13 protein-coding genes and 1 tRNA gene are annotated in these 12,639 nt (G+C 33.9%); 3 read left to right on the top strand and 11 right to left on the bottom strand.

Translation table 11 applies throughout. The annotated features are described in order from the left end of the window. Positions 1–2: 2 nt before the first annotated feature. Both folE and LB450_RS04885 read right to left on the bottom strand, forming a co-directional pair. Positions 3–680 carry a GTP cyclohydrolase I FolE gene (gene folE, locus LB450_RS04880; RefSeq protein WP_224486737.1) on the bottom strand — a complete coding sequence of 226 codons (678 nt, stop codon included), beginning with the start codon at positions 678–680 and terminating at the stop codon, positions 3–5. 127 nt (positions 681–807) lie between these two features. Further along, entirely contained in the window at positions 808–1,320 is a 513-nt protein-coding gene (locus LB450_RS04885) for an adenine phosphoribosyltransferase (RefSeq protein ID WP_224486738.1), read from the bottom strand. A gap of 535 nt (positions 1,321–1,855) precedes the next feature. On the opposite strand from LB450_RS04885, the gene LB450_RS04890 reads away from it, so the two are divergent. From LB450_RS04890 to LB450_RS04900, 3 genes are all read left to right on the top strand, one after another. Beyond that, positions 1,856–2,113, top strand: a complete 258-nt coding sequence (locus LB450_RS04890; protein WP_224486739.1) for a GIY-YIG nuclease family protein — start codon at positions 1,856–1,858, stop codon at positions 2,111–2,113. A gap of 110 nt (positions 2,114–2,223) precedes the next feature. Further along, positions 2,224–2,481: a GIY-YIG nuclease family protein gene (locus tag LB450_RS04895; RefSeq protein WP_224486740.1), complete on the top strand. Its 258-nt coding sequence runs from the start codon at positions 2,224–2,226 to the stop codon at positions 2,479–2,481. Continuing rightward, positions 2,459–2,532 (top strand) — tRNA-Arg (locus LB450_RS04900). Before LB450_RS04895 ends, LB450_RS04900 begins: the two co-directional genes overlap by 23 nt. Before the next feature lie 121 nt (positions 2,533–2,653). Here the strand turns inward: LB450_RS04900 and LB450_RS04905 are convergent. The 9 genes from LB450_RS04905 to LB450_RS04945 form a co-directional block, all read right to left on the bottom strand. After that, entirely contained in the window at positions 2,654–3,598 is a 945-nt protein-coding gene (locus LB450_RS04905) for a DUF6371 domain-containing protein (RefSeq protein ID WP_224486741.1), read from the bottom strand. 79 nt (positions 3,599–3,677) lie between these two features. Next, positions 3,678–5,129, bottom strand: a complete 1,452-nt coding sequence (locus LB450_RS04910) for a DNA primase family protein (RefSeq protein WP_224486742.1) — start codon at positions 5,127–5,129, stop codon at positions 3,678–3,680. A 5-nt stretch (positions 5,130–5,134) separates the two neighbouring features. After that, positions 5,135–5,404, bottom strand: a complete 270-nt coding sequence (locus LB450_RS04915; protein WP_224486743.1) for a helix-turn-helix domain-containing protein — start codon at positions 5,402–5,404, stop codon at positions 5,135–5,137. A 72-nt stretch (positions 5,405–5,476) separates the two neighbouring features. Then, a complete protein-coding gene (locus tag LB450_RS04920) occupies positions 5,477–6,490 on the bottom strand; it encodes a hypothetical protein (protein WP_224486744.1) in 1,014 nt (337 codons plus the stop codon). Then, positions 6,474–7,412: a hypothetical protein gene (locus LB450_RS04925; RefSeq protein ID WP_224486745.1), complete on the bottom strand. Its 939-nt coding sequence runs from the start codon at positions 7,410–7,412 to the stop codon at positions 6,474–6,476. The genes LB450_RS04920 and LB450_RS04925 overlap by 17 nt, the downstream gene beginning before the upstream one ends. 60 nt (positions 7,413–7,472) lie before the next feature. After that, entirely contained in the window at positions 7,473–8,606 is a 1,134-nt protein-coding gene (locus LB450_RS04930; RefSeq protein ID WP_224486746.1) for a hypothetical protein, read from the bottom strand. A 24-nt stretch (positions 8,607–8,630) separates the two neighbouring features. Continuing rightward, entirely contained in the window at positions 8,631–11,483 is a 2,853-nt protein-coding gene (locus LB450_RS04935; protein ID WP_224486747.1) for a type I restriction endonuclease subunit R, read from the bottom strand. A 254-nt stretch (positions 11,484–11,737) separates the two neighbouring features. Then, entirely contained in the window at positions 11,738–12,079 is a 342-nt protein-coding gene (locus LB450_RS04940; RefSeq protein WP_224486748.1) for a helix-turn-helix transcriptional regulator, read from the bottom strand. After that, entirely contained in the window at positions 12,069–12,623 is a 555-nt protein-coding gene (locus LB450_RS04945) for a hypothetical protein (RefSeq protein WP_224486749.1), read from the bottom strand. Before LB450_RS04945 ends, LB450_RS04940 begins: the two co-directional genes overlap by 11 nt. Positions 12,624–12,639: the final 16 nt, after the last annotated feature.

Below are 12,639 nucleotides of genomic sequence, written 5' to 3' on the forward strand. Positions count from 1 at the left end.
GATTAAAATTTAGTATCCATATTTACATAGTTGAGAAGTTCTTTTCTCACATTTTCATCTTTAAATTTGCCACCAAATTCACTGGTTACCGTACTGCTTTCGATGTCATTGATGCCACGGCTATTCACGCAAAGGTGTTTGGCATCTATAATGCAGGCCACGTCTTCTGTATCCAGAGCATTTTGAAGCTCTTTTACGATTTGCATGGTGAGTCTTTCCTGAACCTGAGGTCGGTTTGCATAATAATTGACGATCCGGTTCATTTTGGAGAGTCCGACAACCCTGCCGCTGGAGATATAAGCTACATGAGCTCTCCCTACGATGGGCAACAGGTGGTGTTCGCAGGTAGAATAGACCGTAATGTTCTTTTCTACAAGCATCTCGCCATATTTATAGTTGTTTTCAAAAGTAGAAGCCTTTGGTTTTTTCTCATGATCGAGACCGCCAAAAATTTCGTTTACATACATCTTAGCAACGCGATTGGGAGTGCCCATCAGGCTATCGTCTGTCATATCCATACCTAACGTATGCAAGATTTCGTGAACGTGTCCTTTTATTTTCTCAATTTTTTCATCATTTGTCATATCAAAAGCGTCCTCTCTTACGGGATTTTCGTAAGATGTAGCAATATGATTATCACCGACTTCATCAATCAGCTTCTTTTGTTTTTGTTCGCACATTTCTTAAAAAATTAGTGGCAGCAAAGATAGCTTTTTTACGCTTTTTGCTACTGTAAGTTTGTTCTTTATCAATTTTTCACAGATAAATTAACGAAGCTTTTGTATTTATTTTGAAATTGAATTCGTTTTAGTAATGAAGCAGCGAATTTACCTTGTCTTTAGGAAGATGTTTTCGACCTTCAAGAACATCCAACTCGATGATAAAGTTAACCTGGGTGATTTCTCCACCCAATTTATCGATAAGTTGACAAGCTGCTGCTGCGGTACCTCCCGTTGCCAGCAAATCATCGTGGAGCAGGATGCGGTCTCCTTTTTGGACATCGTCTTCGTGAATCTCGATGGTATCGCTGCCATACTCAAGATCGTAGGATTGAGAAATTGTTTTTCCGGGAAGTTTTTTAGGTTTTCGAATAGGAATAAACCCCACTCCAAGAGCTTTGGCTAAAAGCATCCCAAACAGAAATCCGCGGGATTCTATACCGACTACTTTGTCGACAGGTTTATTATCGAGTCCTTTAATAAATTCTGAAACAGCAAATTCGCAAGCCTCAGGGTTTAAAAGTAGGGGAGTGATGTCTTTGTAGGAGATGCCTTGCTTAGGAAAATCGGGGATGGTTCTGATATAATCTGTAAGTTGCATGATATTTGTGATTTTATATTTGGTAAAAGTATAAAAAGAAATATATTTGCACTCCCAAAAAGGCCTCGTGGCCTGCCCGCCTGAAATTTCAGGCGGGCGCAACTGAATACCCGCCCGAGCCGAACGGAAGTTAGTCTCGTTCGGGCGGGGCGCATAGAATTTTTAGACATGTTTTATGTTTACGTTCTTTATAGTTTTAAATTTGACAGATACTATGTTGGAATGACAGTACGCCTAAAATAAAGATTGTCTGAACATAATCAGGGAAACACAAAATCGACTAAAGCTTTTGTTCCCAGGATCATAGTTCATCAAGAAGTTTTTGAAACACGCCTTTTAGCTAGGTCGAGAGAAAAATTTCTCAAATCAGCTGCTGGAAGGAGATGGATAAAAAACACATACGGCCTTGTGGCTTGCCCGAATGAATGTTCAAGCGGGCTTGCCCGAATGAATGTTCAGGCGGGCGCAACTGAATACCCGCCCGAGCCGAACGGAAGTTAGTCTCGTTCGGGCAGGGCGCATAGAATTTTTAGACATGTTTTATGTTTACGTTCTTTATAGTTTTAAATTTGACAGGTACTATGTTGGAATGACAGAACGCCTAAAAGAAAGATTGTCTGAACATAATCAGGGAAACACAAAATCGACTAAAGCTTTTGTTCCCTGGATCATAGTTCATCAAGAAGTTTTTGAAACACGCCTTTTAGCTAGGTCGAGAGAAAAATATCTCAAATCAGCTGCTGGAAGGAGATGGAGAAAAAAACACATACGGCCTCCTGGCTTGCCCGAATGAATGTTCAGGCGGGCTTGCCCGAATGAATGTTCAGGCGGGCGCAACTGAATACCCGCCCGAGCCGAACGGAAGTTAGTCTCTTTCGGGCAGGGCGCATAGAATTTTTAGACATGTTTTATGTTTACGTTCTTTATAGTTTTAAATTTGACAGGTACTATGTTGGAATGACAGAACGCCTAAAAGAAAGATTGTCAGAACATAATCAAGGAAACACAAAATCGACTAAAGCTTTTGTTCCCTGGATCATAGTTCATCAAGAAGTTTTTGAAACACGCCTTTTAGCTAGGTCGAGAGAAAAATATCTCAAATCAGCTGCTGGAAGGAGATGGAGAAAAAAACACATACGGCCTCGTGGCGCAACTGAATAGCGCATCTGATTACGGCTCAGAAGGTTGCAGGTTTGAATCCTGCCGAGGTCACAAAATTACTACTTAAACCCCTGTAAACCAGGGGTTTTTTATTTAGAGGCGTGCCTTGAGGCGTGCCCGATTTGGATATTTGCTCTTAGAACCAAATAAAATAAACAACAATAAAATTCCTTCAAACCTCCTTTAAATACATCGAAAGGCAGTAGTCAGCAATATCAAAATCCCTTTCTTTTTCTTCTTTTGTCGATTTTAAGTGAAGCAAATCCGAAATTTCATAAAAATTTGAAGTAGGCAGATTCTGAATTTTTGACCTCCATAATTCATATTTACCCGCATCTGGAAACAGGATAATGTCTCTGTTTTTAATCTCAGAAAGCATTTTGTAAGTCAAATTTTGGCAACTACCGATAGCTAGCCATAAGAAATCAGGCATAAACGTAGACATTAAACAGGCTGTTTTCTCGCTTTCAACTATTGCAATTTTTTTGGATCTGTAATCTCTCAATAGATGCAGCCCGAAGGGGACTTGTTTTAAGTTGAAATTATCTTTATTGTTAATTGAGTGATACCAATTTTGCATTTTAGGTAACCTTTTCCCCGTCTTTTGATCATATTTCATGATCTTACCTGTTCTCACTCTTAGGTTCTGATCTACTTGCCAAAAGATGGTGCTACCTTTTAAGTATCCTTTATTATAGGTTCCCAGATTATATAGTTCTATCCACTTATTTACTTCATTACGGCCAAGGAGCTTACTAAAGAAGATTAGAAATTTGTTGTCGTAAAAATTGGTCTTATATTTTGTGATTAGGTCTGTATGGTAATGACTTATCTTATCTTCTTGATTTTTGACTTGCTTTAAATCAATATCAGGCTGTTTAGGTTCTTGTCTTTTACCTTGTGTGGTTTGTCTGATATTATCTCTAAAATACTCTCTTGGAGGGTAGTGGTAACCACATTTATTTGTGTTGTTACATATTCCAACATTTTCAGCAATATGACGCTGGGTATGTAAATCTACATATCTTGTAAATTCATTTTTTTTTTTACATCCTGGACATCTGTATCTTGTATTATCACCCTTATAAGGCTCTAATGTATATCTGTAATTATTCATTTTAAAAAGTTTTGTTTTTAACTACATTATCTACACGGTCGACCTAAATAATGTAGGATATGTAGTTTATATTAAACTTTTATTTTTTTTGGATATAAAAGGACATGCCAGCTGATTGCCGTATGTTTTCATACCCAAGTCCTTTCAATCTTTTTGATAATGTGATCTTAGAACATACCTTATAGCCATTGGATAGACAGTAATTTTTAAAATTTAAAAATATATCCATAAGGCTCATAAGGTCAACTGACTTTTCATATTGACATTCCTGTAAAAACATCTTTACCGAATCACTATCCAATTCAAATTCATCAGAAGCTTTTTGAGATTTTTCACTGTAAGTAAATTCCTTATTCGCATAAAGTCTTAGCATCCCATTAATAATCCAGTTCAAAACACCTGACAATTCATTATTTATTATCTTTTGAGCCAATCTCTTATCCTGATCTTTCTTTGCAATTGTCTTTTCAAATGGGATGATTAGATAACGTCTGAAATAACCATTCGTATATTCGTTTTTTTTGGGTAAATCATTACAGTTGAACATTAATTTCGCATAATTTTTTATCTCATATACGTCTTTATAAAGTAATCGAGAGTCCACTGGCTCCCTAGATACAAGCTTTTTGAAAATATCAAAAGAGCCTATTTCTCCTGCTTCACTTGAAAAATTTAGGAGTTTGTCCTTAATTTTAGCTCTTGTATTAGGGTTTGTAGTTAAATCCTGAACTGGATAGCTCGAGAAATTAATAGACCCTAGCAAGGCTTGTATGACTTCAAAAATGACACTTTTTCCATTGGATCCTCCTCCATACAAGAACAAGGCCTTCTCAAATTTTATATCGTTTGAATTGATAAAAATACTTCCCAAGTATTCACTGATGATTTTTTGAAGTGTTTGATCTGGAAGAACTTCATCCAAAAATTCCTGGAAAATTGGCGAGTCCGCTTCAGGCGCAAAATCAAAGTCCAATTGGTATAATAAAAAATCTTCTTTATCAAAAGCTCTTAATTTTAAATCTTTATTATCTATCTCTAATGTCCCATTTCTCAAGTTGATTAAGTTTTTCTTCGTTTCTGTACTTGAAACTGAAATAGTTCTAGTCTTAAATTGTTTTAAAAGGTCTTCGGAGAATTTAAAGTATTGAGATTTAGTTTTTTTAATACCAGTTATTTTAGCACCTTCAGTCAAAAAAATCATTAATTCGTCAATACATAGTTCAGACCAGTAACATCTGTTGAATACGTAAAGCTTATCCTGAAAATTTCTAAAGTCAAATTCTAGATCTTTTGATTTCTTGAGAATCGTATTTACAACTATAACCTTGTACTCATATTGTTTTATATATTTCTCTTCCGAAACAGCTGCCTCAGTCACAAAACTTATCGGATCAAGATTATCTAGAATTTTATCAAGGATTTGAGAATTTGTTTTCGATTGTCCTGAAAATTTCACTTCTTCTGAAACTAAACTATCTAAATCAACTTTGGAGTTTTCTGGCAAAATATTCTTTTTGTTTTCTCTATCCATAGCCTCTATTTATAAAAAGATTGAACATCCGCTAATTTGTATCTTACGACTCCACCCTGTTTGTGTGCCATTAACTTACCTGACACATTCCAGTTGTGAAGCGTTTGCTTAGTGACACCCAGCCTTTCAGAGGCTTCATCTCTTGTTAACCAAACGGTTTGAGGCTTTGGCTTGATTTTTTTAACTAAGTTGGCGAGCTCTTGTTTGATCTCTTGAAGTAGCTCATGCTTCAACTCTTCGATGGTTGCATCAATGATGCGTTTTGGTTCTGACATAATTAATTTGTTTAAAATTATCTGATGCCAAAACTATTTAGAATGTGAGCCTTTATGAAGTGCTAGATCGTGCTACTTCTGAAACTGGCGTTTCATTAATTTGATATTTAGAGACTTATGATTAATTAATTTCTTGAAATCTTCTAAGTCTGATTCAAATTCTTTGGTAATATAAACTTCTGAAGTATACTTATATTCACTACCAGTGAACTTACTTACAATATTTTTAAAGATAGATGTCGATGCTTTATTTTTTTTCATCAAGACTTCATTTTTGTATGTTGAATATCTTAGAATTATTCTTAGCCTACTAAAAAATGAATTGATATAATCATCTTCCAAAGAGACTTTTAAAATATGATTATATATTAAGTCAGGAATTTCATTTTGGTTATTAAATATCTTGGAGAAATCAGAATCAGGTTCAAACAATGTAAAATCACCTATTCTGTTCTTTTTAGCTTCCTTACTTTCATAAATAGATATTGCTTGTTCAATACCTAAAAGATTATAGCGGTTGTGAAGAAGTTTTATAAACTTTTCGTAGGCTTCAGGAAACGCACCGAGCAAGTCAAAAAAATGTTTAGGTACTAGCTTGCCTTCAACGTAGTCAGCTTTATTTGACTCTACTTCTATAAAGTATTTAAATTTTTCAAATCTAAAATTCTCAATGGAGTCGATGAAAACATTAATTAAAATTATAAAATCTAATGATTTGTTATTCCTATTAAATGAAAATCTTTCAATGCCAGGAAAACTCATGTCTTTAATAATCTTCTTTTCGAAATTATTTTTCAATTCATCTCTAAAATCATAAATACTCTTTTCATTATTTGTGTTGATAAACCCAGTAAGAACCTCATTAAACTTATTTCCATGACTATAGTCAATTTCAAATTCTAAATGAATTAATTGAAAAATGTTATGTGCTAAAATTTGATAATACAGCGGCTTTTTATTAAGCTGTTCTTGTATCTGAGGCTTAAGAATTAGTCCTTTATCACTATCCAAAATACTATCTAAAGACTCATAGAGCTTATCTCTGACAGCTTCTAAAATATCATCAAATCTAAAAATACTTTTCATAATAACATTTATAACACAATGTTTGATCTGTTATGTGCAATTTTTGTTTCATATTTTCAAAATCTGCTGGCCAACCACAGATTTCACACGTCCAGGAATATTTAGTTTTCTTTGCGCTAGTAGATATCATCATGATTTCTGGATATATATTATCTAAATAATCATAATTATTTTTATAAAAATATTTCCATTTCTCAAGATGCTTCTGAGTGTATTCATCATCTGATCTTGTTGTATTAAGCCTGCTATTTTTTAAACTATAATAGTTCTTGAAACTACCATACATCTTAATTTTAAAATCAAATCCAGCAATTATTTGTTTCCAATTCGCATCATTTATCCGTTTGCCTCTGACTACCATCAGTGGTGGAATAGGTAAGGTGTTATATTCTTTAAAAAAGGAAATAATGTATTTAAGTAAAGACTCTTTCTGCATACCTGAATTGACAGAAACATCTTTTATTAAACTCTTGTAAAATTTTAAGTTTTCAATTTTTTCCAAATTGATTTTCAGAAGATTTTCGTACTTATCGTAGACAAGTTCAAGAAGTACAGGGTGAATATCTTTAAACCTTTCCTCAGTTGAAGCAAACAGGCTTAGATAAGCTTTATAATAGACTATCTGATCTATAATTTCTTCAAAGGAATTTGACTTTAACCAATCATATAAAACCTTTGGTATTTCGTAAATAAAAACCCTATAATAATCTACTTCAAGTTCTGAAGTATGGATAAAACGCCAAAGCTTTCTTAGTTCATCAAATTCACTTCTTGTAGCAATAAAAAATGTAAGATTATGATTTACGACTTGTAATCTCTTAATGTTATCTAGGTAATCAATCACCTCTTGTCTACTCGGTTGATCTTCCAGTACGTTCTCTACATGCTTATTAATCAAGAGTACAGTTTCTGTTTCTTTCATAAATCATTTTTCATATTGTACAAGTTAATTAATTAGGTATAATTTACACAGGCCTATATACTACCAATAACTTTTCTTTATAGGCTTCAAGGTATCTCTATCAATGTCATTTAGCAGCTCGACCTCTTTTTCAATAAATGGGTCATACCAATCTGCTTTTTCTTTAGCCCATTGGATCCATTTTTCTTTCTTAGCATCTAATGTGTTTGTATTTTTGGTGTATTGTTCAAATTCTTTGATATAATTTCTAAGGTATTGAGACTTGTGCCAGCGTGAAGCATCATTCAAAATAGTATTGAATTTCTCTAACTCTTCATCTTTCAATTTTTGTAATGCTTCTTCTTTTTTGCGTATTTCTTCTCTCTCCTTCCTTCTAATTTCACGTTGTATTTCAGCTTCATAATCTTCCTTCGATCTTAATTCTAACCAAGCTATTATGTTTATAAGCTTTTCTTCAATGGGCTTAGTCTTGGTATCATTCCATTCCTTCTTGGGATAACCAGAATCCATCTTTAGGCATAAAAATCCAGTTGGCTCAAGATCATATTCTGGCCAAGAATATTTGCTTTCCTTTTTGATACGCTTATTTTTTTCGATAAGTCTTAGTGAGTAATCTTGGTTTAATTTGGAGATTTTAGTCTCTCTTTCAGCACTAATCTCAAAGCCTCTTTTTTCTAAAACTTTAATTAATGTATCCATGAACCTTATCCCTCTATTGAAAATAGTGTCAGAAACATTTATGCTTATAGAATTTTTAGAGTCTAAATTTCTAGTATAATCTCGAGTACGTTTACGTCTTTTTAGTTCTCTGTGATACTCTATTGTAGCTTTAATAAATTTGTGCGGTTTGGTTAGTTTATCTGGAACTACTAATTCTGATTCCTGGTTTTCGTAAATGTCTTTTTTGAAAAAAGCCAGCTCGGTTAAGGTTTCATTCCCCCCTTGAATTAGAGGGTTAGTTTTTTCCAGTGAAATTTTAGGATTATCATCTTGTTTAGGTAGTTTTTCCTTCACAACCTTTTTTTTGAACTTCAATTTAGACCAGTACCCATTTTTAGGTAAGGGAATATTATGCTTTTTGCAGATTTTACGGATGCCATTATCGGAAAATCCATAGTCTTTTGCAATATGAACCACTGGCTTAGTCCAGACTAAGTCGTACAATTCTTTCCTCGTTATAGATTTATTTGCCATGAGATTGAATGACTTTATGATTGTTTATATCTCCACCCCATTTATAAAAGTTTCCACAAAATTGACGACCTTTTTGTTTAATCGATCACCTATTTCTTTTCGTTTTAAAACAGACGGTTGCTTACCGTTGATCAACGCCAGAAGTTCATCTCTTAGCGGTTCTCTTTCAGCAAAAAGATAATTTTCAATTAGCCTTTTGGTTTTATCTTTGTCTAAGTTCTCTTTTTCTACAAGTTGATCAAATGCTTTTCGCTGCTCTTCACTCCAAAACTTCTCAAATTCCTGGGGAATAGTTTCTGTTTCGATAACTAAGGGCAGGTTTTCTTCAATGAACTTTTCAATGAGTAGTCGTTTACTTCTCAGGTTAGCCTCTCCAGCTATTAAATCAACGACTTCTTTCTTTTTCTTCTGTTTTTCAGATTCACTTGTATCTTTAATCTCAGCCAGTAATTTCAGAATATAGGTGACATTTATTTCGTCTCGGTGAATTAATTCCAGTTCAAAATCAACATCCTCCAGAATAGAAACTTTTTGTTTTCCATGATCCTCTTTGACTTTGTCATGAAGATCAAGGTATTTACTTCTGTAATCATTAAAAATTTGTTCTTCTATCATTAAATCTTCCCAGTCAAAATCGGCGAAGGACCCCATTGTGTTTTTGAGTCGCATCACTTCTCTGAAAGCTTTTATAAATTCCAATTCATCTTCCTCACTTACCAGATCATTGACACTGTCAACCGTTGGTGCTACCTCCAGTAATTTTTTAAACGCATCGTTAGACTTAGCTACATAATCTTCATAAGGCTCCATGATGATCACCTCAATAGCATCTTTATTACTAAACAAGGTTATAGCTTCATCGGTTGCTTTTTTGAGGTTACGAAACACCACGATTTCACCTTGCGACTTTTGTTCGTTTAATATCCTATTTGTTCGCGAATATGCTTGAATCAAGCCATGAAACCTAAGATTTTTATCAACATACAAGGTATTAAGCGGTGGACTATCAAATCCAGTTAAAAACATATTGACCACCAAAAGAATATCTATTTTTTTCTCTTTTACTTTTTTGGATATGTCATTGTAGTAGTTATAAAATGACTGACTGTCTTTTGTTGAAAAGTTAGTACCATACATTTTATTGTAGTCACCAATATAGCTCTCTAGTTTATCTCGCTTATGTTGGTGCAAACCATATAAAGCTGGCGACTCTTCAACTACAGAAACTTCTTCTGGAATAAATCCAGTGGCATCGGCATCCTCTTCGTTGGCTACATAACTAAATATAGTTGCTACTTTGAGATTATGTTCGCCATTATCCTTTTTTCTTTTGAAACTATCATAATACTTCACCAGCATGTCTGTACTGCTGACGCAAAACATGGCTGTAAATTCTCTGCTGTGTGTTTTCCTGTTGTGGTTGGCAATAATATAATCTACTATTTTTTCAACTCTATCAGTAGATTCCATCAACTCCTTACGGTCTATATCTTCAACTTCAATATCGATTTCCGTTGCAGTGTCCTTACGTTTGAAATTACCAACGTATTCAACCGCAAATTTTAATACATTTTCATCTTTGATGGCATCAGTAATGACGTATTTGTGCAAACATTCTCCGAACAAGTCTTTAGTGGTTCGTTTTCCTAAATCATTTTTTGCAGCATTGTCAGCGAAAATTGGCGTCCCCGTGAAACCAAACATTTGATGGTTGTCGAAAAAATCCTTTATTCTGTTATGTGTATCCCCAAACTGACTGCGGTGACATTCATCAAAAATGAAAACGATACGTTCGTTTTGTAAGGGCTTCATTTTTTCCAAATACCTTTTTTTGCTGATAGCTGTATTCAACTTCTGAATGGTGGTTACAATCAATTTCGTATCATCTTCAAATTGCTTAACCAGAGCTTTTGTGTTGTCAGTACCACCAATACTACCTTTAGAGAAACTATTAAATTCCTTGGTGGTTTGATAATCTAAGTCCTTACGATCTACTACAAATACCACTTTTTTTACTTGTGGCATCTGAGTAATAATCTGACTTGCTTTAAAAGAGGTAAGCGTTTTACCAGAACCAGTGGTGTGCCAGATGTAGCCGTTATGATTGCTATTTTTGACTTTATCAATCATTGCTTCCACAGCATAAAATTGATAGGGTCTGAGTACCATCAATATTTTATTGGTTTCGTTTAAAACGATGTATTTACAAATCATTTTGGAAACATGGCAAGGCTCTAAAAACTCACTTGTAAACCCATTTAAAATATTGGTTAGGCGATTATTGCTTTTATCTGACCAATAAAAAGTCTGTTTGAATGATTGATATCTGTTATTGGCGTAATATTTTGTATTGACACCGTTACTAATTACAAATATTTGAACATACTGGAATAGGGCAGAGTTGCTTCCAAAGGAATGTCTTTGATAACGGTTCACCTGGTTAAAGGCTTCCTTCATTTCTAAGCCACGCCTTTTCAATTCAATTTGCACCAAGGGTAAACCGTTGACGAGTAAGGTAACGTCATACCTGTTTTTATAACTTCCCTCTATGGTGACTTGCTGTGTAACTTGGTAAAGGTTCTGGCACCAATGCTCCGTATTTAAAAACTCAAAGTAAAGATTGTCGCCATTATCTCTTATAAGGTGTTGTTTTTCTCTGAGTGTTTTTGCTTTTTCAAATACAGATCCTTTACTTAGAATATTGATGACTTTTTTAAACTCATCTGCTGAAAAAGTAACACCGTTGTGTTTTTCTAGCTGAACTTTTAAGTTAGCTAATAAAGCTTCTTCATTTGGTACAGAAACCTTGGAATAGCCTAAAGATTGTAATTGCTGGACTAATTTATTTTCTAATATTTGTTCGGATTCAGTTGGCATTAGCTTAGTTACTTACTCATTACATTCAAAAGTACTTATTTTAAGGGAGTTTTGAGCTATTACTAATAGTAAGTCAATTATAATTTTTTACTTCGCTATAAAAAAGAAAACCTTCCCAGTGTGCATTGTAAAGAGGCAGGGAAGGTGTATTAATTCTTGTAATGTTTATTTGTAAAAGCAAAAGACACACCCTGGGACGCTGATCTAACGGGTAGCGTGATGTGTACTGTCATTTGCAAAAGTATGATTTTTAATCAATTGGTTTCTAAATCTAAAATAATTTCTTCTTCTGTGCTGTTTTGAATAGAAGAGGCTAAAATTGAAATACCTAAGGTTTTTTCTAATTTTACAATAGTCTCTAAGGTGAGGTTTTCTTTTCCACTCACTATTTTGGTGATTTGTTGAGCTGAAACTTCCATTTGCTTTGCTAAATCTTTTTGTTTCCAGCCTAAATCATCAAGCTTACCGAGTACTTTTAAAGCAATATCTTGAGAAGCTCTTAATCGATTTCTATTTTTGATACGAGCCTTGTTTTTAGCGGCAATGCCAGTATGCTGCTCAGTAACTAATTTTTTAAACTTATCTCTATTTTTCATTTTCCATGTCTATAAGAAGTTCGTAAAAAGAATCTTCATCTGCAATTCCTTCAGTTTGAAGATAGGATTTCACGTTTTCTATTTTTTTCATTTCTTCACGTGTATCAGGATGATCGTCGTTTTTTAAACTCATCTTGATAGCACCACCAGTGATTAAAAAACAATTGGTATCAATTTTAATGGCATATAGTCTGAGTCCATCTATTTTTGATGTTTTACCTTTTCTCAGTGAAAGTACCTTTACGCCTGTTTCATTATTATTGAGTTGATGAAAATAGCGGTCTAGTGGTTCTCCGTTCTCAAGTATCTCATCTATAAAATCTTCAATTTTTTCAGCATCTCTAAGTCGTTTCCTGACAAAATCATTTATGTGTTTGACATTGTTGTTTTTTGCATAATTTCTCAGGTATTCAACATTTGTCCATAAGTCTAATAACTTTTCATATTCAGAACTGCCATAATTTCCTTTTTCATTAGCATATACTACCGAAAACAACTGTTCACGATAATCTAATTCTTCTGCAAATATATCAACAAACTTCATAAAATCAACCTATAGG

It is taken from the genome of Psychroflexus curvus (genome assembly GCF_020164585.1).
Taxonomy (GTDB): domain Bacteria; phylum Bacteroidota; class Bacteroidia; order Flavobacteriales; family Flavobacteriaceae; genus Psychroflexus; species Psychroflexus curvus.